The sequence below is a fragment of the Paraburkholderia diazotrophica genome (assembly GCF_038900755.1).
Classification (GTDB): Bacteria; Pseudomonadota; Gammaproteobacteria; order Burkholderiales; family Burkholderiaceae; genus Paraburkholderia; species Paraburkholderia diazotrophica_A.
Genome location: NZ_JBBPEN010000003.1, coordinates 602879 through 626094, shown reverse-complemented (window position 1 = coordinate 626094; position 23216 = coordinate 602879). Strand labels below are relative to the sequence as shown.

Genomic DNA, 23216 nt, shown 5'->3' with positions numbered 1-23216 from the left:
AACTACTGCTCGTTCAGCTTCGCCGCTGCCATCGCAATGCGTTGACGCACGACGCTGATGGCCTGCTTGAGCGCATACACGTCATGCAGATAGCGCGTCGGCACGCGTATCTGGCTTGCTTGCGCGTCGATGTTCTCGATTTCACGACGCCATTGGGATACGAGATCATTCGACGGCTGCGCCGTTTTCCATATTTCATCTTCCAGCGATTTGAGCTCACGATACCAGACTGTAAAACGGTTCTTTATCCGCCTCTCGACCATGCGCGGCAGTGCCTGTACTACGCCGATGAGCACGGCCATGAACGGCAAAAGAATAAGCAGCCGTCTTTCGATAAAACTCGCGAGCCAGAACGGAAGATAGCGCTGAAGAAAGGGACGCCCCGATTTGAAATAACGCTCGCTTTCGCTGGATACGGGAAACTCGTCGGTATTCAGATTTGGAAACACGCCGAGCGGCGTGAAGTAGTCTTCGCCAGAGTGGACGGTCTTCGCGGCATCCAGCAGCAGATAGACGAGTGCCGGATGCAACCTGTCTTTTGCGACGAGCAGCGCCGTCGCGGCCAGCAACGTGACGTCGTTTTGTGGACGATCATTCACGATGCTGGTCGAGCCGCGCGGGAACGTCACCTTCGAAAGCGACGGGAACTTCTGCACCAGTGCGTCCGCCTGGGCAAAACTCATCAGTTTCAGGTCGCTGTTCAGCAGTGTTTTCTGCATCGGCGCGTCGGGTCTGCCAATAAAAAAGGCGGCATCGAGACAGCCGTCTTCGAGACAGCGGTACGCTTTCTCTGCATCGGTTTCGACCAGCTGCGTATTGTCGCGATCGATCCCGCTATACTCGAGCAGCACGCGCGATACATGCAGCAGCCCGCTGCCGGGCACGCCGACGCCGATCCGCTTGCCGCGCAGTTGCACGAGTCGGTTGACGACAGCATCGCCGCGATAGAACACCCAGATCGGTTCATACGAAACTGCCGCGATCGTCTGCAAGCCGTCCGTTTCCTGCCGCGTGGTGGTGCCCGATTGAATGAAGCCCACCTCGTATTCGCTATTTGGATCTTTCAGCCGCTGATAGTTTTCGACGGAACCTGAAGAACTGCGGATATCGAGCGTGACGCCGTCGCGTTTGAGGACGGGCGCATACCGGTCTGCGAAGCCGCGATAGATGCCTTTGTCCGCGCCCGTCGTGATGACGATTCGCGTCTGAAATGCGGGCTCTATGATCGTGAACAGCACCCAGCCGAGCGCGGTCAGCACGACGATCGCGCCAAGAATCAAAAGACGCCGGCGCCGCGGCGTGACGGGCGTCTTCTGGCTACGATAGAGCGCTGGGTTATCCCTTCGCATCGTCCCTGTTGGGTTTCAGTACTTTTCGGGAACGTATCGAAGTGGCCGGTTCGTTTCCCGATAACCTTCGGGCTTTTGCCGCTTCGGAAGTCTCACTTTCTCGCGCGGCATCGTCTTGTACGGAATGCTGTTCAGCAGATGCGTGATCAGGTTCAGGCGCGCGCGCTTCTTGTCGTCCGATCGCACGACATGCCAAGGCGCCTGCTCCGTATCAGTGGCGTCGAACATGTCGTCGCGCGCGCGCGAATAGTCATACCAGCGGCTATACGAGCGCAAATCCATCGGCGTGAGTTTCCATGTCTTCCGCTCGTCGGTGATACGCGCCTGGAGCCGGCGCGTCTGCTCTTCCTCGCTGACTTCCAGCCAGTACTTCAGAAAAATGATGCCCGAGCCGATGATGGCGCTCTCGATGAGCGGCACCGCCTTGAAGAAGTGCTCCACCTGCTCTTCCGTGCAAAAGCCCATTACACGCTCGACGCCTGCGCGGTTGTACCAGCTTCGATCGAAAAGCACGATCTCGCCGGCAGCAGGCAAATGCGGAAGATAGCGCTGGATATACATCTGCGTCTTCTCGCGGTCGGTCGGCGCGGGCAGTGCAATAACCCGGAAAACGCGCGGACTGACGCGCTCGGTAATCGCCTTGATCGTTCCGCCCTTGCCTGCACTGTCGCGCCCTTCGAAGATCACGCATACTTTCGCGCCCGTTTGCACGACCCACTCCTGGAGCTTCACGAGTTCGACGTGAAGCGACGCGAGTTCTTTTTCGTATTGCTTGTTCTTCAGGCGCCCGTGCGCTGCCAGTGCTTCCAGTGCTTTTTCCGCGTGCTTGCCATTCGCGCCGTTCCTGTCATGCCTTGCCTTGTCATTCCTCATCTCAGCCATCGTTGATCTCCCGTGACCGCCAAGCAAAATGGTTACTGACTCGTTGTCGACGAAGGCGCCGCGTTCGCCATCGAGAGCGTTTGCACAGCCACTCGCAAAGCAGCCGCGATGCTGCAAGCAGAAGCGGCCCTGCGCGATGCCGAGCGGCCGAAACGTATTCAAGACTCGTCGCGCCCAGGCACGACTTGCACCACCAGCGTGCGGCTTTTCCAGAACATGTTGTGCACGCGCGGTTGCAGACTCTGCAGCACGTGCGACGCTATTTCATTGAAACCGAGCACGACGGCAGGATGCTCGCCCGTTCCTTCGACGCGCTGAATCGTATCGAAAGGCGGAAACCCGTAGTGGCAAAGAAAGGCTTTGATTTCCTCATCCGTCGTGCTGTCTTCGACATTGCCTACCCATAGTTCAGCCATAGCGATTTTCTCCTCTTGAACAGTCGGCTCATCACTTCGATCATGCGCCGCACGACCTGACGCACTCAACGATCTTATTGTGCGCTCGCGCCCGGCAAATGCCAGCCCGAAAACGCATTGCGTCCGGTTAGACAGATGAATCGATGCTGCGAAATGCGAAATGGCGACAGCGATAAAGTCGAAAATTGCAACGCGCTATTTTCAAGGCTTTCAAGGCGCGGAAGCCGGCTTGTCTTTCTCTTGCTTCTGAGGTTCTGCCTGCTGTTGCCCGGCTTGCTTCTTCGCCTCGCGCGCCTTTTGTTCAGCCTTGCGCTGCGCGTCCTGCATCTGCTTCGTTGCGGCCGGCTGAGCGACGGCGACGGGCGTCGCGGCAAACAAAACCGCAAACAAAACAGCGGCACTCGCCGTGACTGCGCGTACAGCCAGATCGAATCCTTTCATGGTCTTCTCCGCTGCCTGCTTTCGAATTGAATCTTATAAGGCTCGCATCGCCGCGTCGATATTCAATCCACCCGGCGGCAAATCCGAGCGGCTAAAACGGACGAGCGCAAAAGCCCGCGTTTCCGGCCTGGGACCGGGAATGCGCGCGAAGTGAAATTCGATTTCGCGCGCGCCTTGCACGTTTGCCTTCTGGACCACGTTCATCATGTCGATCCGAATGCGCCGCGTCTTGACGTAAACGTGCTCCGAAGGTTTGCTCAGCACTTCACAGACGCCCTTCAGGTCAAGCTCGATGGTCTCCGTCGGCACTCTGAGCGCCGCGAGACTTTCCGCGTTTTCCGCGATCTGCGCCTGCACGCGCGTGAGTTCTTCCAAAGTTGCGCCATCGCCGCCGACGACGGCCCGAATACCTGTGCCCTGCCGATGCAGCAAAGCGACGCGCTCCTGCATTAGTTCGCGTCCCCGCGCGAGGCGTTCCGCGCGATCGGCCGCGAGCCGGGAAAGCCCTTCCAGCGCCATCTGGTCGATCAACCGCCGCACCAGCTCCTCACGCAACTCCGCTTCCGTGCGCCCGCATATCCTCACGCGATGATCGCTGAACGACAACGTGGTTTGCACGACGTCATGGCGCACCGTATCGCCCTCCATCGCGACGCCGAGCACATGACGCTCGTTCAGGGCCATCCCGAGCGTTCCGTGGACATCCACGGCATCGGGGTTCTGCTCGAAAAAGGTGCGCACCGCCTCGGAGCGGCCGATCGCGCGCGGGATATCGTCAGGCGTTGCAAAGAACGCGCGCAGACAGGGATTGCTGGACCACGTAGCGGCATTGGCCTCGAGCGTCGCGGGCAGCGCGGCGAGCAGCTCGTCTATGTACTGGAGCGTTGCTGCGACAGGCCGTTTCAGGCGACGCCGGTAGTGGCTCGCCAGCTTCAGCCGTGGATGAATGGCGAGAATGCGCTCGACCGCTTCGTCGATACGCGCGGCATCGGCCACTGAAACGTGGACTCGCTCGCGATTGAACAGCCAGCGCAATAGACACATTGTCGAATTCTCCGAAGGCCGGGCATCAACAAACATAGTCTAAGGCGCGCGGGAATGCGCAGCGGGTGATCGCGGTCAACGGTGTCGTGCATTTCCGCTTGTAAGCTGGAACGCGGCTTAGCCGCTACGCATCGGGAATCTGCCTGAACGCCTCGAACCGCGTAAACGGCGGCGCAAGCTGTTCGACTTCCATTTTGTCGACGAGCGCAGCGGGCATGCCGTCGATCATCCAGTCGCACATCTCGCGCACCTGCTCCTGCGAGCCCTGGAGCAGCGCTTCAACGGAGCCGTCCATCCGGTTGCGCACCCACCCCGCGACACCGATCACGTCCGCCTGCTGCACGCACGCCGCCCTGTAGCCCACGCCTTGAACCGTGCCCGTCACTCGCACGAGCAGCGTTGTCACTCCGCCATCGAAATCGCCAGCCATCCGCGCTCTCCGTCGACAAGAACTGCCGCGAAAATATCGCAGCGCTGTGTGTGTGTCGATCGTATGTCACGTGGTTGTATTAGCGCCAGGCCGATTCGATTTTTGTCGGAAGCGAATGTGCGGCGCAACGCACGAATGCTCCGCACGAACGCATCCGCCCGATGCGGACGCTCAATCGAAATCGAACATATCGAACAGCGACTTCTTCTTGCGGCGCGCATCGTAATGCTTGCGATGGTCGTCGCGCCCTTCATGACGTCGGCCCCACTCGTGTTCATGCCGCGCATCGCGGTCGCTATGGCGCGCTTCACGCTCACGCTGTGCGTCCGCGCGCTGCGGCTCCGGCGTGTCCTGCATCTGGCCGATCAGCTTGTCGAGTTCGCCGCGGTCGAGCCATACGCCGCGGCACGTCGGGCAGTAGTCGATTTCGATGTTCTGCCGCTCGGTCATCAGCAGATCGGGGGTCTTGCAAACGGGGCATTTCATTGCGTTGCTCCTTCTCATTTCGCCGGTTCGGCGTTTCGGTGATTCGGGTTTGCTGCATGTGCAGCGGCGTCGTGCTCACGCTTTAGCCTCCTGCGCCGCGCCAGCATGTTCATGCCTTCGACGAAGCCGGCAAACGCCATCGCCGCGTAGATGTAGCCCTTCGGCACGTGCGTACCGAACCCTTCCGCGATCAGCGTCATCGCGATCACCAGCAGGAACGCGAGCGCCAGCGTGACGATGGTCGGATTGCCTTCGATGAACTTCGACAACGGAGCCGCCGCGAACAGCATCGCCGTCACAGCCACAATCACGGCGACGAACATGATGGGCAGATGATCCGTCATGCCGACGGCCGTGATGATGCTGTCGACGGAGAACACGAGGTCGAGCAGCAGGATCTGGCCGATCGCAGCCGTCGCCGTAAGTCCGCCGACACGCGCGGCCGCATTCGACACATCCGCATCGTGGCTCACGTGACGATGCATTTCACGCGTCGCCTTCCACGCGAGAAACAGACCGCCCGCGAGCAGAATCAGGTCGCGCCACGAGAAGGCATGGTCGAACACGGAAAGCACCGGCTCCGTCAGGCGCGCAATCCAAGCGATGGTGCCAAGCAGGCCCAGACGCATCACGAGCGCGAGCATGATGCCGATGCGCTGTGTCCGTGCGCGCTGCGCTTGCGGCAGCTTGTTGCTGAGAATGGAAATGAAGATCAGGTTATCGATGCCGAGCACGACTTCCATCACGATGAGTGTCACGAGTGCCGCCCATGCAGCGGGGTCAGCGACGAGAGTCAACAGGGAATCCATTTGCGCGCGTTGTTGTCCGGGTTCGAGTGAATGCGGCTGGTTACTGGGTTCACAGCCAGCAAAGCGAATGATCCATCACTCGTCACATCGGAAAAACCAGCGATAATCTGACATTCGGTTCGCATTTTTCGAAGTCAAAATCGACGAGGCGCCAACATGCTCAACTACCGGCACTTGCACTATTTCTGGGTCGTCGTGAAGGAAGGCGGGTTCGCGCGCGCCGCCGAACGTCTCGACATGGCCGTGCAGACCATCAGCGCGCAGGTGCGCGAACTGGAAAAGTCGCTCGGTCATCAGTTACTGAAGCCGGCGGGCCGCGGCGTCGCGATGACGGAGGCTGGCCAGGCAGCATTCGCGCGCGCGGAAGAAATCTTCCAGCTCGGCAGCACGCTGCACGACGAAGTGCGCGAGGCCGCAAGCGGAGCGGTCGCGCGGTTCGCGGCCGGGCTGACGGACGGCATCTCAAAGCTGGCCGCCCATGCGATCCTCGCTCCCGTACTGGATACACCGTCGCTGCGGCTGCTGTGTCATGAAGGAGAATCGGAGCAACTACTGGCCGAGCTCGCGCATCACCATCTGTTTCTCGTGCTGTCCAGTCAGGCGGCCCCACATAACGCGAACTTGCGGCTGTCGAGCGAGCGCCTGATCGCATCGCCAATCGATTGGTACGGACCGGCCTCCACAGTACGCAAGAGCGCGATCGGTCACTTCCCGCAATGTCTCGCGAGTCTGCCCGTCTTGCTGCCGACGGGGCATTCTTCGCTGCGCTCGCGGCTCGACCGTTGGTTCGAGGCGGAAGGCATACGGCCGCGCATCGTGGGCGAGTTCGAAGACAGCGCATTGATGGCGCTATTCGCATCGCGAGGCCTCGGTGTGTTTCCGCTCGCGGCATTCGGCGCCGAACGCAACGATCCGATCCATCGCAACTTGCGCTGGCTAGGCCGGTCGCCGGATGTGAAAGAGGAGATTCACGCGATCGTATCGCGGCGCGGACGCCATCATCCGTTGACGCAAAAGGTGCTGGCTTCAGCTTCAGGCTAACTGTTCTGGCCGTAACGCAGGCTTCGTTTTTTCCGAACTTGCTGTTCCGCTATTTCTGCTTTTTCCGCACACTTCGACACCGTACTCTTGAGCCGTACCCACGACGGAGGTGTCACATGCAAGTCCTGTTCAAGTCCCGCGACCGCGAAGCCGTGCGTATGCGCAGCTTCGCGCGTCAACGTATCCGGTTCGTGTTCCGACGCCTGGACTGGCTGATTTCGAAGGCAACGGTCAGTCTTTCGGACATCAACGGCCCGCGCGGCGGGCTCGACAAGCGCTGCCAGGTGCAGGTGCAGACGCCCGACGCGACGCCTGTCGTCGTGACGTCGGTTGCGAGAGACTGGCGCGGCGCGCTCGATCTGGCGCTCGCTCGCGCGGCGCGTTCCGTCGTGCGCAGACAGCAGACACGCGTCGCCGCGCGACGCTTTAGTCTGCGTGAGCGCGCATGGGCCACTCAGCCTGATTCCGTTTGAGCAGGAACGCTGTCGATGCACGCACGGTCGGCTGGCGCTGCCAGCGCGGTGTCGCCCCCGTGTCGCCCATTACGCTTGCGCGCTACGCGTTCATCGCACGATCGAGCAGCATCAAGCCCTCGACTCCGCCTCTGGCAAGCCCAATGCCCAAATGCGACGCAATGCCGAAATCGCGCGGATTGATGCGAATGACGCGCGGCCCATTCTGCTCGCTGAAAAGACGCACGGTCGGTATCGCCTTGCCCGCGCCGACTTCGACCACGACGAGTCGCTCGACCGTCGACAGCCATGCGTGCAAGCGCGCTTCCTGCTGCTCGGTGCGCAGCGCGATCCAGTCGTAGTCGCCGAACATCAGGATATTGGGCCGCGCGACTGCACCGCATGCAGGGCAACGCGGCAGATCGCTCGTCAGTTCGCAGGTGGTTTCGTCGACGATGGGACGCACGTCATCGGCGGACCATAGCCGGTCGTTGCAGACTTCCGAGCATTGCAGAACGTGAATCGAACCGTGGCACTCGGCTATCGTCGCATCGTTGAAGCCGGCCTTCTGAAACTGTCCGTCGACGTTGCTCGTGAACGCCCACAGCCCGCAGGGCATCGAGTCGGCCCAGCGGCGCAATATGTCGAAGCCCTCGTGTGGAATCGTGCGCCGGTACAGGTCGAGACGATGCCCATAAAAGCCCCAGCAAAGCCGCGGATGCAGCGCCATCACGCGCGGATTCGCCATGTCCTGAAAGGTGAGGCGGTGCTGTTTCAATGGGGATAGGCGCGCCAGAATCCCTCTGCGCCGCGATAATCGGGCAAGCCTGAATCGACGCCCATGCCGGCGCCTGCCGTTACCAGCATGCCATCGGCCTCGCGCAGCCACGACACGGCGCGTTTGATGCGTTCGTTTTCGTCCATCGCGCTACTCTAGCAATTCGCTCAAGAAGCGTCTTGTACGCCGCGCTTCGCGTCATGGACAATAGCGACACGAGCCGACACATGGTTCGCGAGGCCATCGTTCGAGCAATATGGCCACCTTATCGAGGAGACAAATCGATGTCCGCATCCGCCGCTGTGCTTGCCATTCTTGTCGCGTTGCTGCTGGGCGCGATGATTCCCGGGCCGAGTTTCGTTCTTGTCGCGCGAAATTCGATCAGCCTGTCTCGCAGCGACGGACTTTCGACTGCGCTTGGCATGGGCGTCGGCGGTATTTTCTTTGGCGGTATCGCACTCGCCGGGCTTTATACGTTACTGGTTGCCGTCGAATGGCTTTATATCGCACTGAAAGTTGCGGGCGGGCTGTACCTGGTCTATATCGCGTCGAAGATCTGGCGCGGCGCGACTCAGCCTGTCGCGATGGATAGTCCCGACGCGGCGCACGGCCGTAGCGCCAGGAAATCGTTCTGGATCGGCTTGACAACGCAGCTCAGCAATCCGAAAACGGCGATCTGGTACGGCAGTATCTTTGCGGCACTGCTGCCGCAGCATCCGCCTGTGTGGTGCTATTTCGTGCTGCCGCCGCTCGTCTTTTCGGTGGAGGTCGGCTGGTACACGATCGTCGCGCTGTGCTTTTCGAGCCGGCGCCCGCGCGAAGTCTATTTGCGCGCGAAGAAATGGATCGACCGGATTGCCGCGACTGCGATCGCGGCGCTCGGACTCCGGTTGATTTTCGCGGCGAGGTCGGCGGGAATCTGACCGCAAACATATAAAGGCCGCATCAAACGCCTGTAGAACGCTGATGAACAAAGGGGAGTACAGCTCGTACTCCCTTTTTTATGCGGAATGCCCAGCGGCGAATGCTTAGCGGCGATAGGCTTCGGCCAGCACGGCGCAATGCTGCAGATGCAGTTCGACAGCGCGGATGGCGAGTTCGCGCAGACGCGAGAGCCAGTTCGTGGACGAGGCAGCGGCGGTCGTAGCTTGTTGCATGGTGGACTCCTTAAACGAGTAACTGCGGGTAATACCCTAAGTAATAACCCTAGTATATCCGTACGCATGACGCGGTGCAACAAATCAATCAAACTCTTCCCCAAACTGGTGACACAACCTTACACATTGCCTTCATCATCTGCGATATGCGTTTAGCGGGTGCAATTGCTTTCTTGTGAAACCGAATGCGCCCACAACCAGCAGTTGCGCGCGACAGAAGTTGAGTCAACCAGATAAATCGGATACCTCAATATATTCATGCGCGTGGCGTCTCATCGAACAGCACCGTCACGTGACAGCAATATTTCAATTCCGCCGATGGGTTCATTTCGCTCCCGCAAAGAAGTCATGCCGGATTTCACAATGATCTTTCATTTAACGAATCGAATTGAAAGCCTTGCGTACTGTTGCGTTTGAACCAACGGTCTATTGGAAAAATTAATGTGATCGTGCAAATGCTTTTGCTCTAAGATTCGCCGTGCTCCAACAACGCCTATCGCTCAAAGGAAAAGTATGGACATCAAGTCGATCCGGCAATCTGCTTTTGCGATGCCCGTCCACAATCCCGCCTATCCTCGCCCGCCATTCCGTTTTCTCAATCGCGAGTACTTCATCATTTCGTATGAAACGGACATGGACGTGTTGCGCGCCGTTGTACCGGAGCCCCTCAAGCCGGAAAACGCGCTGGTCCATTACGAATTCATCCGCATGCCGGACTCGTCGGGCTTTGGCGACTACACAGAAAGCGGTCAGGTGATTTCCGTGCGCGACATGGAAGGACGTCTTGGGAATTACACGCACTCGATGTACCTCGACGACGAAGGCCCGATTGCCGGCGGCCGTGAAATCTGGGGCTTTCCGAAGAAGCTCGCGCGACCGAAGCTGAGCGTCGACGGCAACGACACGCTGCTCGGCACGCTCGACTACGGCACGCAACGCATTGCGACGGGCACGATGGGCTACAAGCACCGGATGCTCGACATCGAAGCGGAGCACGCCAAGCTCGCCGACACGCCGAACTATTTGCTCAAGGTGATTCCGCATGTCGACGGCAGCGCGCGCATTTGCGAACTCGTGCGCTTCTATCTGCGCGACGTGACGGTGCTCGGCGCATGGAGCGGCCCTGCCGCGCTCGAATTGCATCCGCATGCGCTTGCACCTATCGCGGAGTTGCCTGTCAAGCGCGTGATCGGCGCGCGTCACGTGATTGCGAATCTCACGCTCGATATCGGCGAAGTGGCGTTCGACTATCTCGCGCCTGCGCAAACTACTGCGCAGACCGCCAAGAAGTCGAATGACGACGCACTCGAACTCGCTCTCTAAACCATTCACAGGGAAAAGAATATGTCATTGCAAAACAAGGTCGCGCTCGTCACGGGCGCAGCAAGCGGTATCGGCGAACAGTGCGCGCGCAAAATGGCGAGCCTCGGCGCTTGCGTCGTCATTGCCGATCTGAATCTCGATGCCGCGCAGAAAGTCGCGGCAAGCATCGTCGCTGCGGGCGGCAAGGCAATCGCCGTTGCAATGGACGTGACGAACGAAGAAGCTGTTAATGCAGGCGTCGAAAGCGCAGTGAAGCAACTCGGCGGTATTGACGTGCTCGTGTCGAATGCGGGCATCCAGATCGTCGCGCCCATCGAGGACTACGCGTTCGCCGACTGGAAGAAAATGCTCGCGATTCATCTGGACGGCGCGTTCCTGACCACGAAAGCGGCCATCCGGCACATGTACGACAGCAAGCGCGGTGGCTCGATCGTGTATATGGGCTCCGTCCACTCGCATGAAGCGTCGAAGCTGAAGTCGGCCTATGTCACGGCCAAGCACGGCCTGCTGGGTCTCGCTCGCGTCGTCGCGAAGGAAGGCGGTCCGCGTGGCGTGCGCGCGAATGTCGTGTGCCCGGGCTTCGTCCGTACGCCGCTCGTCGAGAAGCAGATTCCCGAACAGGCAAAGGAACTCGGCATCACCGAGGAAGAAGTCGTGAAGAACGTGATGCTGAAGGAAACCGTGGACGGCGAATTCACGACGGTCGACGACGTCGCCAATACGGTTGCGTTCCTCGCAGGTTTCGAATCGGCGGCACTGACTGGACAGTCGGTGATTGTCAGCCACGGCTGGTCGATGCAGTAAGGAGCTTGCATGCGCAGCGACACAAAAAAAATCAGCGCGCGGCCGGATGCCTTTGTGTTGCCGCGCTACGACGAGATCGCGCTCGTGCTGCAAGGCGGCGGAGCACTCGGCTCGTATCAGGCGGGTGTGGTCGAAGGACTAGCCGAGGCGAATGTCGAGCCGGACTGGATCGCGGGCGTGTCGATTGGTGCGCTCAATACGGCGATCATCGCGGGCAATGCGCCGGAAAAACGCGTGGAAGCGTTACGCGGATTCTGGAATGCGATCTGCCATCCGCTCGACTGGATCGGCAGCGTCAGTAAGTGGACGCTGCCCGGTTTTGGCTTGCATGACCTGTCGCGCAAGTGGGCCAGCATGTGGGCTGCGGGCCGCGCACTGACGGAAGGTCAGCCGGGATTTTTCGCGCCGCGCTTTCCGTTGCCCGTTGCCGGGCTCGCGAAGCTGGACCCGAGCCGTGTCAGCTACTACGACACGGCCGCGCTCAAGGCAACGTTGCAGCAGTACGCCGATTTCGATCGCATCAACGACGGCAAGATTCGTGTGTCCGTGGGCGCCGTGAATGTGCGCACGGGTAATCTCACATACTTCGACAACGCGAAAATGCGGCTCGCGCCGGAGCACTTCATGGCATCGGGCGCATTGCCGCCGGGCTTTCCTGCTGTCGAGATCGACGGGGAATACTACTGGGATGGCGGACTCGTTTCTAACACGCCGCTCACGGAAGTTCTGCGCGATTCGGATCACAAGGACACGCTGGTCTTTCAGGTCGATTTGTGGAGTGCGAAAGGCAATGCGCCGGGCGATTTTCTCGACATATCGGAGCGCGCAAAAGACATCCAGTACTCGAGCCGGACTCGCGCGATTACCAACATGCTTGCGGAACGGCAAAAGCACGCGCGCTTTATCAAGGAACTGCTCGAACATGTGCCTACGTCGGTGCTGAAAGCGGACCCGCTATTCCGGCTTGCAGAAGCAGCGGCGGATGGCAGCGCGATCAACGTCGTGCATCTGATCTACAAGAACAAGCCATACGAAGGTCACTACAAGGACTACGAGTTCAGCATGGATACGATGCTCGAGCACTGGCAAAGTGGACTCGACGACATTCGCGATTCGTTCTCGCATCGCGAGTGGTTCGATGTGCCGAGTCGTGAACAGGGTTTCGCGACGCACGACGTGCACCGCCCCGTCGGATCGGTGCCGCAGTCCGACAAGAGCACTGTCGAATCATTGCCGGGCAAGAACCGCAAGGAAGCAGCCTGAGTACTTTTCGATTCAATTTGCTCTAGATGAAACACGGCTCTGCAATATGCATGTTGCAGAGCCGTATTTTTCTCGAGCCGCCAAATGCTCACCTAAGCCGCGCAAAATTTACATTCCACCTGGAAAACCTAGCGCAGTCGCTTTCGCGCGCAAATCTGCAAAGCGGCCGCCCGGCGGATTGACGGCCGTCGAAGATGCCGCGCTCGACGGAAGCTGCTGGCCGCGATCGACGCCGCCGAGCCCCGGTATGATGCCCGCCGCCGAGCATTCAACACCGAAGGCTCCTTGCGTCACGGCGATGGAGGGCGCATCGGTTCGCGCGGCATCGCTGAAATCCAGCGCGTAGGCCATGTTGAAAGTCGCGGGGTCGGTTGCGCGCACGCCCACAGGATCGATGCCGAAGCGCCACGCGAGCAGTTGATGGATCGAGCTGGGATCGAACGGATAGCGCGACACCATGTTCGCGCGCGTACGTGGTCCGAGCATCATGCACGGCACGCGAAAGCCCAGGCGGCCGTCGTTGCCCACACCCTTTTCAGCCGTCGACACAGGCCTGACGGGCGGCACTGCATGCTCCATGAAACCGCCCCATTCGTCGTAGACGAGGATCATCAGCGTCGTGCTCCACTTCGGCCCGGTGCGCAACGCGTCGTAGATCTGGCCGAGCAGGACCTGGCCGTTGCGCACGTCCGCATGCGGGTGATCGTCATTGGACGTGCCCTGCGCTTCTCCCGCGAAACTCGGATCGACCATGCAGAACGACGGCAGATTGCCCGATGCCGCATCCGTAAGAAAATTCGCGAAGAGCTTTGAGCGGCCGACATAACGCGAGCCATACAACGCAGTGAACGGCACGTCGTGGAAGTAGTAGCTCGACGAGATGTTCTTCGCATCGAGGCGGTCCCAGATGGTCGGCAGCGAACAGGTATCGGTGCTGTCGTCGAGACGGTCGGTTTCCCCGCTGTGCAGATAGAGACGGTTTGGAAAAGTGGCGGACAGAACCCCCGACATGTAGTAATCGCAAACCGTGTACTGCGTGACGGCGCCGCGATAGAAGTCGAGATCGGCCGCGCCGAAATAGCCGATGGGCAGCAGATCGCCACGTGCGAGGCTCGTGCCGGGCGTCAGCAGGAAGCCGTTCATCGCGCCATTGGCGAGTTGCGTGCGGCCGGCGCTGTACTGATGGTTCGGATCGGAAAACGAGCAGGCCTGGAATCCGTATGCCGCGTTCGACGTCAATGCGAACGACGACTGAGTCTGTCCGAATGCATCGGGGAACTGGCGGTTCTGCTGATGTTCCGCATTCGGAATCCAGCCGAACATATGATCGAAGGAGCGGTTCTCCATCGTGACGAGCACGATGTGATCGACGCCTGACGTGGCCGGGTCCGGCAACGCGGGCCTCGGCAGATTGGCGCGATCGGGCGGAATGCCGCTCGTCGCCCCCGAGCTGCCCGACGGCTCGCCTCCCCCGCCGCCGCAAGCCGACAACGCGACGGTGCCCGCGAGCGCAGCCAGTAACTTGCGGCGTGTGGGATCGGGTGCATTCGAAGACTGATGATCGCTCATGTCGTTCTCCGTTGTTGTAAGGGCTGTCGGGGGTGCCGTTGAGGTCGCTGTCGACGGATCGAGCGGACGGACAAGCGTCGTCAGCACTTGGCGTTCCCGGACGTCGCGGATGGGCACGCGATCCGTGTCAGTGGATTCCCTGGTCCTTTCCCGATGCGGCATGCGCATTTCATGCCGCGCGGAATGCGGGAAAGCCGTGTGGAGGCATGCGCATCGATACAGTTTCAAGGCTGTATTTCCTCTTTACAGACTAAAGACTGTATATTGCCAATACAGGTTTTGACCTGTATCCTGACCGACAGGCAGCGACGCACGCGCGCCCTCGCCTGTCCGCCTTCAACCGTCTCCTTTCGAGGCCCGCCGTGGACTATTCCGTCAAGACGCTCAGCCAGTTGCGGCCCGTTCTGCGCGGCTTTCGCAAGGCCGCGGGACTCACGCAGGCCATGCTCGCCGAGCGGCTCGGCATCACGCAGCAGAGCTATGCGCAGTTCGAGGCGAATCCTGCGGCGGCCGGGGTCGAGCGGCTGTTCAGGGTTTTGCGGCTGTTGAACGCCGGCATTACGCTCAGTCAGGATGCGCCGTCGCCGGCAAACACGGCGCCCGCCGCAAAGATGGCGTCGTCGAATCGCGCAGCCGCTAACGGAAACGTATCGAAGACTCGCCCGGCAACGCCCCGCAAAGCCGGGACGAAACGCGAGGCCCCCGCACGCACGACGGGCAAGCGGGCGCAGCCGGCCACGGCAGCGCCGGGCGCCCGCATGGCCGCGAGCAAGACCACGTCCGGCCGAAAAACGCCCGCCCCCGTCAAGGCGAAGCAAGCGGCAACGCCACCGAAAAAGCGCGAGAACTGGTAAGCATGCGGCGCGGTTCACAGACACAACGACTCGACCTGTGGATGAACGGCCTCGCCGTCGGCTACTGGGAAAAGGCCGGCGGCGGCGAGCGGCTCGTCTACTTGGACGACTGGATCGCCGATGAACAGGGCCGTCCGTTGTCGCTTTCGTTGCCGTTCACGCCCGGCAATCAGCCTTATCGCGGCGCCGTCGTGTCGGCGTTCTTCGACAACCTGTTGCCCGACAGCGAGCCGATCCGGCGACGGATGGCGCAGCGCTATCGCCCGGGCAGCACGGCGCCGTTCGATCTGCTCGCGACGCTCGGGCGCGACTGCGTCGGCGCGATCCAGATGCTGCCGCCTGGCGAAGCTCCCGCCGACCTCTACCGCATCGGCGGCGAGACGCTCACCGACGACGACATTGGCCGCCTGCTGCGCGACACGACGTCGGCCGCGCCGCTTGGCCAGCGCGATCAGGCGGGCGACTTGCGTCTGTCCATCGCCGGCGCGCAGGAAAAGACAGCGCTGCTGCGTCACAAGGGCCGCTGGGTGTTGCCCTCGGGCAGCACGCCCACCACGCACATTCTCAAGCTCCCGCTGGGGCTCGTCGGCAACATGCGCGCCGACATGCGCACGTCGGTCGAAAACGAATGGCTTTGCTCGAAGATCGTCGAAGCGTACGGACTGCCCGTCGCCGCGTGCGAGATCGCGCTTTTCGGCGATCAGAAGGCGCTCGTCGTCGAGCGCTTCGATCGTCGGCTTTCCAGCGACGGCACGTGGATTGTGCGCCTGCCGCAGGAAGACATGTGCCAGGCGACAGGGACGCCGCCCATCGTGAAGTACCAGACCGACGGTGGCCCCGGCATCGACACCGTGATGGAGATACTGGCGGGCTCCGTCGTCGCCGCGACCGACAGCACGCGTTTCTTCAAGACGCAATTGATCTTCTGGCTGCTCGCGGCCACCGACGGTCACGCGAAGAACTTCAGCATCGCGCATCTACCGGGCAACCGTTATCGCGCGACGCCGCTATACGACGTACTGTCCGCGCATCCCATCATCGGGCGCGGCGCGAACCGCATTCCGATGCAGAAAGCGAAAATGGCGATGGCCGTGCGCGGCACGAGCAATCACTATCTGATCGCGCAGATCGTGCGGCGGCACTGGATCGCGCAGGGGCAGCAGGTTGGCCTCGCGCCCGATGGCGTCGATGCGCTGATCGCGTCGGTGACGAATGACACGCAGCAAGTCATCGAAAGCGTGGCAGCACAACTGCCCGCTGCTTTCCCGCAAGACCTCGCGTCCGCGATATTCGATGGCTTGCTCAAACAGAGCAGGAAACTCGCGGCGATGTAGCGCCGCGATGAAAGGCTCAACCGGTCACCGATCCGATCTTGTCGATAGTCAGCGACGGCACGAACGTCTTGTCCTGATACACGTGCGCGAGCGCCTGCTCGCCGATTTCACGCGCGCCCGCAGGCAGCGACGTATCGGCGACGGCATACGCGGCCTCCCACATCGCAGCGAGAAAGCGTGCGCCCGCACCCATCAGCTTCGCCGTATCCGCGCCGAAGGCCGTCCATAAACCATCGACGACACGTGCCGAACTTCCCCCGCCCAAACGGATGTACTCGTCGATCAGCGTGCTGAAGGATTCGCGCTGCCTCGCTCATCAACGTCACGGTCGCGAACGCGGCATCGCGGCCGGTCTCGATCGCGGGAATCTTGCCTTTGAACGCTTTCGCCTGTGGTCCGATCTGCGGCAGCAGATCACTTGAATGACGGTCGACCATCTTGTCCTCGTAGGTCGAATGCACGCCCTTGCCGGGCCATTTCTTCGCAGTTGCGCCGGGGGCATCCTTGTAGCCGTCCGAATGATACGAGCCGTGCAAGGGCTGACACGCATCGCCGACGTAATGCGCGAGCACGCCCGCTGCGCACAGGAACTTCGTGTCGTTGCGCGCCTTCAGTTGCGCGATCATCTCGTCGAAAATCTGCCACACGCGAAACGGCAGCAGACCTTCATTGCGCGCGTCCTTTTCGCCTTCGTCCGCATACCACTTCTGCCATACGGCCACGCTCATGTTGGCGGTGTCATCGAGCGTCATGTCGCGCAGCGTCTTGCCGTCAACGTTGGGCTGATCGATGTCGGCGTAGTGATTCGGATGCTCTGGGCCCGCGTTCTGCGCGTAGTCGCGCCCGCCGGGCACGCGATCGGACGTCTTTTTCCAGACGAGATCGGGCACGTCCGCGAGCTCGACGAAATCGCCGCGCGCGAGCTTCTCGCGGATCTGCTCCGGCGTCAGTTCGTTCGGCCGAAAGCTGATGCGCTCGACGTTAGCATCGAGGAAATCATGCAGCGGTCCCTCCTTGACGGACTCGATTGCCGCCGTCGCGATGCTGTAGTGGCCCGTTTGTCCCCAGAACGGATTCGCGCCGACGTTATGCTCGCGCACGAGATCGACGTCGAGCAGCTGACACGCCGTGCTCAATCCCGTTGCGAGCGCATAGTTCAGCCGCCGGCCGCCATCGCTCGCGAGCGCCTGGCCACCCCATTCGACCGCAAGCGGACAAAGGCGGCGTGGGGTCTTTACGGCGTTGCGCTTCTTGCCGTTACTGCCGTTACTGCTATTACTGCCGTTACTCGCGTTACGCGCGGTCTCTGCGGATCCGTTGCGCGTTCCTTTTTCGTCTTCCGTACTTTCCGGCGACACCAGATACCACAACGTGCCCGAATCGCCGGGCTGCGTTTGCGGACGGCCGTTGGCAGGCGCGATCAGAAACTGCGATACGTAGTCGTAGCCCGCAAGCGACTTGTGACGATAGAAGAGCGCCTTGATCGTGCCGTCGAGCGCGCCCGATGCGCTACCGAACGCCGTCACCGGCTGATCGATCAATTGCAGGTTGAGGCTCAGCTCGTTCAGGTCGACGATGTTCCCGATCGTGCCTTCGATACCGAATGGCTGGCTCGACCAGTCGTTGGCGTCATGCACTTCGACGAGCCCCATATCGAGCGTCATGTAACTGCGGTTGCCTGCGAACCCGGGAAACACATCGGTGAACGGCTCGCGCGTCAGTTGCCGGTCCGATGCAATGCCCGCTTCCGAAACCGCGCCGCGCAACAGCGCCTTCACCGACGAGCCGGGTTCGCCGCACACGTGCCGGTTGGTGAGCGCGTAGACGGTATGTCCATCGGTGACGAGACAACCGACGCTCGCCGCGCGCTCGACGCCCTGTGCATCCGCGATCAACGGGCAGCCGCCGCCGATGTATGTCGAAGGCCAGCGAACATCCGTCGGGGCGCTCGTCGCGGGCGCGGTCGGCTCGACGGCGACCACACAGACGGGCACCGCGCGGCCGTCGGGCATGTAAAGCGTGCGCGGCACCATGTGATCGGGATCGACCTTGCCGTGACCGAATTCCGTCGCATCGATCCAGTCCCGTACCAGCACGATCACGGCGGGCCATGAATACGGCCGCACCTCCGAGTTGTCGAATGTCCGTATGCCCTTCGCCTTGCCGTTGCGCGCATCGTGGCCGTTTGTGTCGGCGTGCTGGTCGGGCCACGGTTCATCGGTGCGGATCAGATACAGCCCGACGGCCGTGCCGACCACATTGGCCTTGTTCGACAGATGCCAGTGATACAGATCGCGCGCTTCGAGCAGATCCTTCAACGACAGGCTCTGAAAATTGCGCTGCGTGGACAGTGGGTTCATGAGTGGATTCATCGATTCACCTCGACGCTCGCCGGCCGCTTCGACCGGTCGTTGCAGGCACGCCGCCAACAAGGTTCGATGCCACGCTTCACGTGGCATCGCGCGCGGCGGCGCGTGGTCGCGATCAAGGTTCTCCGATGCGTGTGTCAGCGTTGCGTCATTCCGGTGAGTGCTGTCATAAAGATGTCACGCGCGGTACGCACCATCATCGGACAATATGGTCGAATGGCGGCTGAGAGCGCCATCGCATCGCGCGGCACGCGGCGTGCTCAAATTCGTGCTATCGCGGCCCTACTGGAAGAGACACTGTGAAGCAACGTGCGACTGTTGTATGCCGGGTGGGCACACGCATTCTGCTGGTCGGCAAGGCGAATTCACGCTGGTCGCTGCCGGGCGGCAAGCCTGAAGTCGGTGAGTCATTCGAAGCGGCCGCTGCGCGCGAATTGATCGAAGAGACACGCCTTCATCCCATCGGCATGCAGTACCTGTTCGCATTCGCGGGCACGCGCACCTGTCATCACGTGTTCGCCGCACATATCGACGAGCGGCAATCGCCTGTGCCCAGCAACGAAATCACTCGCTGCACGTGGGCCAAAGTCACCGACATCTCCGATCTCGATACGAGCGTTTCGACGCGAGGCATCATCGATGTGCTCGCGCTGAATCGCCGCTACGATCCACGCGAACAGAGCCGGCACCAGCGCGCGGACGCATTCGTGCAGAATCTGCGCGACGCGTTGCACGATGTAGGGCTGAACAGGTGGACGCCTGCGTTGTGATCGACAGCCGGTTCAGATCCGAACGCGTATTGACTGTGTGCACGAATGCGGCTTTAGTGACGTTCGCGGAAGCGCTTCCGTCTTCCGCAAAAAACAAAACCGCCGGCCTCTGAGACCGGCGGCTTCATCTACCTCTACCAGACTTTACAGCACGGATACCGTCGACTGACGCCGCGCCAGACGCGCACGGTGCGAGCGCGCGACGAGCTTTGCGATCGTCACTCGACCCAGCGAGCGGCGCGTTTTCGTCGCCACATTCGCGAGCCGCTTCTCGCTCACGCGATGGCGCGCCCACACGAATGCCGCAATCCAGCCGATCACCGTCCAGCCGAACAGCACGTTGAATACCGTGAGTGCGAACGCGTCGTCGCGCTCGCGTGCATCGGCGACGATGGCAGGCAGGAAATACACGATCACTGCTGCCAGCAACACCAGTCCTTCGAAAAACGCTTTCATGCTATGACCTCCTGCCGTGTTCGCGATCGTCGCGATCATCGCTATCGCCGTTTGAGCGGCGCGCTGCACGCGCCGCGTGCGTCAATCAGTGGCCCTTGAACACGTTCGCTTCGCGAGCGGCTTCAGCCGGCTGACGGCTGCCCGATGCCGACGATGTATCGGCCACGCCGCCAACAGCGCTGTTCGCATCGACAGCCTGGTTGCGTTCTGCCGCAATCGTCTGAGCGCTGACGCCGCGTTGTGAAGCCGGCGCGCCAACGGACGGATGGTAGAACGGTGCGGGACCATAGCCCGACGCGAAAGCCGGTGCGGCAACGGCAGCGGATACGGCGACGAGCAAAGCTGCGATAAGACGGGTTTTCATGACGTGACTCCGGAAAGTGTTCAATCAGGAACGCGTCGCAACCGGATGTTCTGGCGCGGCGTCGGTTGAGGATGAGTTTAGGCGAGTCCTATCAAACTTCTATGCTCATAGATTGAAATCACAGTTCCCGTTTTTCAAACAATGGGAAAAGCCACGCGTCGATGCGGATGCATTGCCCATGCGGTTCTCAGGGTCGTCGTGCCCGTTGCCGGTGCGATTCGCGCGCCGATGCTAGGATCGGCTTCCGTTCACCGTCACAAGCGTCGCGGTAGCCGGTGGCGCACGTTCATGAATTCAATTGCATCCACTACGGAACGCCTGGTGTTTTCGGAAGGCCGCCTGTCGATCGGACTGACGCTGCCGTTGCTGCGCGCGAGCGATATCGTCGCGGACTTCCGCGAGCAGGTGGAACTCGCCGCGCTTGCGGATGCACTCGGTTTCCGCGCGCTCTGGGTGCGCGATGTGCCGTTGAACAGCGCGGACTATCCCGACCCCGTCGGTCATCTCGATCCGTGGGTGCTGCTCGGCGCACTCGCGATGCACACGACACAGATCGCGCTCGCCAGCGGCGCGATCGTGCTGACGCTGCGTCATCCACTGCATATCGCGAAGGGCGCGGGCTCCGTGCACACGCTGTCGAATGGCCGCGTCATCCTCGGGCTGGGTTCGGGCGACCGGCCGCCCGAATACGCGGCGTTCGGGCGAGATGTCGAAGAGCGCCGCGAACTCTATCGCGTGCATTGGGAAACTGTTGCGGCGGCGCTAGGCGAAGCGCCGCGCGTGGTGGCGGATGGTCGTCCGCAAGACGCGCCCGAATTCATGCTCTTGCCGCAGCCGCCTTCGCCCGTGCCGATGCTTGCCGTCGGCTCCGGTGGACAGAGCGTGGACTGGATCGCCAGACATTCGATCGGCTGGATGACGTATCACCGCGAGCCGGAAACCCAGCGCGCGAGACATAGCATGTGGCGCGCGGCCGTCGAACGTCTGCCGGCGCCCGGCTTTCGCGCGTTCGGCGTTGCAATGCGGCTCGATCTGAGCAGCGATCCGTATGAACGCGCTATGCCGCTCCCGCTCGGCTATCGCGCGGGACGGGACGCGCTGCTTGAATTACTACGGGATATGCGCGACAACGGCACGCATCACGTGACGCTGAACTTGACTTCCGATCGCCCTGTGCGCGATGTGATCGAGGAATTGGCCGCTGACGTCCTGCCGCATTTCCACACGTGATGTCGCCGTGCGCGAGGCAAGTGCTGCTACTTTTTCACTGCACTTTTCTTCGCTGCAGTTTGCTTCCCTGCACTGTTCTTCGTTGCATTCTTCTTCGTCGCACTTTCCTTCACGGCACTTTGTTTCGCCGCACTTTGCTTCACTGCACTTTGCTTCGCTGCACTCTTCGTCGCCGCACTTTTCTTCACAGCCGCCTTCGCGCTCGCACTGCGTCCACCTTCTGCACCTTCATCAGCGTCGCTGTTTCCCAACGACGCCCGCCCAACCGCGCCGCGCTGCCCGCCGCGCTGCCCGCCGAAATCCAGATCGACCCACGCTGGCGCATGGTCGCTCGCATGCGGCTCGCCTCTCACCCAACGGTCTACGCCCGCATCGCGCATTTTCGCGGCGACCTGTTTGCTCAGCAGCAGATGATCGATGCGCAGCCCCGAGTTCTTTTCCCAGTGCTGTCGGAAGTAATCCCAGAATGTAAAGACCTGTTCGTCGGGAAAGCGCGCGCGCAACGCATCCGTCCAGCCTTGCGCGAGCAGGCGCGCATAGCACTCGCGGCTCTCCGGTTGCAGCAGCGCATCCTTGAGCCATGAGCGCGGATTGTAGATATCGAAATCGGTCGGCACGACGTTGTAGTCGCCCGCCAGCACGACGGGATGCCCGCTGTCGGCGAGCTTTTTCGCATAGGTGATCAGGCGCTCGAACCACGCGAGCTTGTAGTCGAACTTCGGCCCCGGCTGCGGATTGCCGTTCGGCAGATACAGGCAACCGACCAGCAGACCGTCGACGGCCGCTTCGATATAGCGGCTATGCGTATCGTCGGGATCGCCCGGCAGGCCGCGGCGCGTCTCGATGGGCTCGCAGTCCTTCGCGAGAATTGCGACGCCGTTCCACGACACCTGCCCATGCCAGATCGCGCCATAGCCGGCCGCGTTGATCTCGCTCTTGGGGAAGCTCGCGTCGGGCGTCTTCAGCTCCTGAAGACACACGATGTCGGGCGCTTCCCGCTTCAGCCAGTCGAGCAACGCGGGAAGCCGTGAACGAATGCCGTTGATGTTGAACGTCGCGAGCTTCATGATCGTCGGGCACCCGCAAGTGCCATACCCACGCGCGCCGCGCGGTCCGAACGCGGCCGATCGGCTCGACCGCGTCTGTCGGTTCGATCGGCTCTATCAGTTCTTCAGATCGTCGGGCACCTTGCCGCCGTTTTCAGCGAGCTTCGTCATCACCTGCTTGTGCAGCCAGATGTTCATCGAAGCCGAGTCGCTGGTATCGCCGCTGTACTTGAGTTCCTCGGCCAGCTGCTTGCGCGCGGCGAGACTGCTGTCCAGCCCGAGCAGCTTCATCAGATCGACGATCGACGTGCGCCAGTTCAGCTTTTCCGGATTCTGATCGGCGAGCGAGGTCAGGATGGCCTCCACATCGACGGGTTCGGCCGGCGCGGCGGCGGGCGCGGCAGGCGCTGCGGCAGGTGCATCGGCGGGCGCGGCTTCGGGCGTCGCCGCTGCGGCCTGCACGGCGGGATGGCTAGACGGGAAGATCTTGCTGAGGATCGTGCTGAAAATGCTCATGGCTTTCCTCCAGACAATCGGTTGAACGCAATC

25 protein-coding genes and 2 pseudogenes are annotated in these 23216 nt (G+C 61.4%); 10 read left to right on the top strand and 17 right to left on the bottom strand.

Translation table 11 applies throughout. The features are described from left to right. Positions 1-2 precede the first annotated feature (2 nt). The 8 genes from AABE10_RS12845 to AABE10_RS12810 form a co-directional block, all read right to left on the bottom strand. A complete protein-coding gene (locus AABE10_RS12845; RefSeq protein WP_342933615.1) occupies positions 3-1349 on the bottom strand; it encodes a TAXI family TRAP transporter solute-binding subunit in 1347 nt (448 codons plus the stop codon). 15 nt (positions 1350-1364) lie between these two features. Then, positions 1365-2222 carry a polyphosphate kinase 2 gene (ppk2, locus tag AABE10_RS12840; RefSeq protein ID WP_428983316.1) on the bottom strand — a complete coding sequence of 286 codons (858 nt, stop codon included), beginning with the start codon at positions 2220-2222 and terminating at the stop codon, positions 1365-1367. 167 nt (positions 2223-2389) lie between these two features. Further along, entirely contained in the window at positions 2390-2647 is a 258-nt protein-coding gene (locus AABE10_RS12835) for an RNA-binding protein (protein WP_342933613.1), read from the bottom strand. A 210-nt stretch (positions 2648-2857) separates the two neighbouring features. Beyond that, positions 2858-3088 (bottom strand): hypothetical protein, encoded by a 231-nt coding sequence (locus AABE10_RS12830; RefSeq protein ID WP_342933612.1) that lies wholly within the window; start codon positions 3086-3088, stop codon positions 2858-2860. A gap of 33 nt (positions 3089-3121) precedes the next feature. Further along, positions 3122-4132, bottom strand: coding sequence for a hypothetical protein (locus AABE10_RS12825; protein ID WP_342933611.1), 1011 nt, complete (start codon positions 4130-4132; stop codon positions 3122-3124). Between the two features lie 124 nt (positions 4133-4256). After that, positions 4257-4562, bottom strand: a complete 306-nt coding sequence (locus tag AABE10_RS12820; RefSeq protein ID WP_342933610.1) for an acylphosphatase — start codon at positions 4560-4562, stop codon at positions 4257-4259. A gap of 171 nt (positions 4563-4733) precedes the next feature. Continuing rightward, positions 4734-5048 (bottom strand): zf-TFIIB domain-containing protein, encoded by a 315-nt coding sequence (locus AABE10_RS12815; protein WP_342933609.1) that lies wholly within the window; start codon positions 5046-5048, stop codon positions 4734-4736. A 14-nt stretch (positions 5049-5062) separates the two neighbouring features. Beyond that, a complete protein-coding gene (locus tag AABE10_RS12810; protein WP_342933608.1) occupies positions 5063-5857 on the bottom strand; it encodes a TerC family protein in 795 nt (264 codons plus the stop codon). Positions 5858-6013: 156 nt separating this feature from the next. Between AABE10_RS12810 and AABE10_RS12805 the strand changes: the two genes are divergently transcribed. Further along, a complete protein-coding gene (locus tag AABE10_RS12805; protein ID WP_342933607.1) occupies positions 6014-6898 on the top strand; it encodes a LysR family transcriptional regulator in 885 nt (294 codons plus the stop codon). A 116-nt stretch (positions 6899-7014) separates the two neighbouring features. Then, positions 7015-7371 (top strand): HPF/RaiA family ribosome-associated protein, encoded by a 357-nt coding sequence (locus tag AABE10_RS12800; protein ID WP_342933606.1) that lies wholly within the window; start codon positions 7015-7017, stop codon positions 7369-7371. 82 nt (positions 7372-7453) lie between these two features. Here AABE10_RS12800 and AABE10_RS12795 read toward each other — a convergent pair. After that, positions 7454-8274: pseudogene (locus tag AABE10_RS12795) on the bottom strand (SIR2 family NAD-dependent protein deacylase). Positions 8275-8412: 138 nt separating this feature from the next. Here AABE10_RS12795 and AABE10_RS12790 point away from each other — a divergent pair. Next, complete coding sequence (locus AABE10_RS12790) at positions 8413-9051, top strand: LysE family translocator (RefSeq protein ID WP_342933605.1); 639 nt, start codon at positions 8413-8415, stop codon at positions 9049-9051. Between the two features lie 105 nt (positions 9052-9156). On the opposite strand, the gene AABE10_RS12785 is transcribed toward AABE10_RS12790, so the two are convergent. Then, positions 9157-9285 carry a hypothetical protein gene (locus tag AABE10_RS12785; protein WP_281248513.1) on the bottom strand — a complete coding sequence of 43 codons (129 nt, stop codon included), beginning with the start codon at positions 9283-9285 and terminating at the stop codon, positions 9157-9159. A gap of 513 nt (positions 9286-9798) precedes the next feature. Here AABE10_RS12785 and AABE10_RS12780 point away from each other — a divergent pair. Genes AABE10_RS12780 through AABE10_RS12770 form a run of 3 tightly spaced genes read left to right on the top strand, consistent with a single transcriptional unit; the run spans position 9799 to position 12675 of the window. After that, complete coding sequence (locus tag AABE10_RS12780; protein ID WP_342933604.1) at positions 9799-10608, top strand: acetoacetate decarboxylase; 810 nt, start codon at positions 9799-9801, stop codon at positions 10606-10608. Between the two features lie 21 nt (positions 10609-10629). Continuing rightward, a complete protein-coding gene (locus AABE10_RS12775; RefSeq protein ID WP_342933603.1) occupies positions 10630-11412 on the top strand; it encodes a 3-hydroxybutyrate dehydrogenase in 783 nt (260 codons plus the stop codon). A gap of 9 nt (positions 11413-11421) precedes the next feature. Further along, on the top strand, positions 11422-12675 hold the full coding sequence (locus tag AABE10_RS12770) for a patatin-like phospholipase family protein (RefSeq protein ID WP_342933602.1): 1254 nt from the start codon (positions 11422-11424) through the stop codon (positions 12673-12675). 108 nt (positions 12676-12783) lie between these two features. Here the strand turns inward: AABE10_RS12770 and AABE10_RS12765 are convergent, their stop codons facing one another. Continuing rightward, complete coding sequence (locus AABE10_RS12765) at positions 12784-14244, bottom strand: alkaline phosphatase family protein (protein WP_342933601.1); 1461 nt, start codon at positions 14242-14244, stop codon at positions 12784-12786. A 362-nt stretch (positions 14245-14606) separates the two neighbouring features. On the opposite strand from AABE10_RS12765, the gene AABE10_RS12760 reads away from it, so the two are divergent. Both AABE10_RS12760 and AABE10_RS12755 read left to right on the top strand, forming a co-directional pair. Continuing rightward, the gene (locus AABE10_RS12760; protein ID WP_342933600.1) at positions 14607-15098 is read left to right on the top strand and encodes a helix-turn-helix domain-containing protein; all 492 of its coding nucleotides are present in this window, start codon (positions 14607-14609) and stop codon (positions 15096-15098) included. A 2-nt stretch (positions 15099-15100) separates the two neighbouring features. Continuing rightward, positions 15101-16432 carry a type II toxin-antitoxin system HipA family toxin gene (locus AABE10_RS12755; RefSeq protein ID WP_342933599.1) on the top strand — a complete coding sequence of 444 codons (1332 nt, stop codon included), beginning with the start codon at positions 15101-15103 and terminating at the stop codon, positions 16430-16432. 16 nt (positions 16433-16448) lie between these two features. Here the strand turns inward: AABE10_RS12755 and AABE10_RS12750 are convergent, their stop codons facing one another. Together AABE10_RS12750 and AABE10_RS12745 are read right to left on the bottom strand one after the other, a co-directional pair. Further along, complete coding sequence (locus AABE10_RS12750; RefSeq protein WP_342933598.1) at positions 16449-16595, bottom strand: hypothetical protein; 147 nt, start codon at positions 16593-16595, stop codon at positions 16449-16451. Continuing rightward, entirely contained in the window at positions 16540-18792 is a 2253-nt protein-coding gene (locus AABE10_RS12745) for a S1/P1 Nuclease (RefSeq protein WP_342933597.1), read from the bottom strand. Before AABE10_RS12745 ends, AABE10_RS12750 begins: the two co-directional genes overlap by 56 nt. Before the next feature lie 308 nt (positions 18793-19100). Between AABE10_RS12745 and AABE10_RS12740 the strand changes: the two genes are divergently transcribed. Further along, a complete protein-coding gene (locus AABE10_RS12740) occupies positions 19101-19571 on the top strand; it encodes an NUDIX hydrolase (RefSeq protein WP_342933596.1) in 471 nt (156 codons plus the stop codon). A 144-nt stretch (positions 19572-19715) separates the two neighbouring features. Here AABE10_RS12740 and AABE10_RS12735 read toward each other — a convergent pair whose 3' ends face one another. Both AABE10_RS12735 and AABE10_RS12730 read right to left on the bottom strand, forming a co-directional pair. Next, on the bottom strand, positions 19716-20027 hold the full coding sequence (locus AABE10_RS12735; protein ID WP_342933595.1) for a superinfection immunity protein: 312 nt from the start codon (positions 20025-20027) through the stop codon (positions 19716-19718). Positions 20028-20112: 85 nt separating this feature from the next. After that, complete coding sequence (locus AABE10_RS12730) at positions 20113-20391, bottom strand: hypothetical protein (protein ID WP_342933594.1); 279 nt, start codon at positions 20389-20391, stop codon at positions 20113-20115. A gap of 288 nt (positions 20392-20679) precedes the next feature. Between AABE10_RS12730 and AABE10_RS12725 the strand changes: the two genes are divergently transcribed. Continuing rightward, entirely contained in the window at positions 20680-21621 is a 942-nt protein-coding gene (locus AABE10_RS12725) for an LLM class oxidoreductase (protein ID WP_342933593.1), read from the top strand. 284 nt (positions 21622-21905) lie between these two features. On the opposite strand, the pseudogene xth reads toward AABE10_RS12725, so the two are convergent. Further along, positions 21906-22688, bottom strand: a pseudogene (gene xth, locus AABE10_RS12720) (exodeoxyribonuclease III); the annotation flags it as partial. 96 nt (positions 22689-22784) lie between these two features. After that, a complete protein-coding gene (locus AABE10_RS12715; protein WP_342933592.1) occupies positions 22785-23183 on the bottom strand; it encodes a DUF3597 domain-containing protein in 399 nt (132 codons plus the stop codon). Positions 23184-23216: the final 33 nt, after the last annotated feature.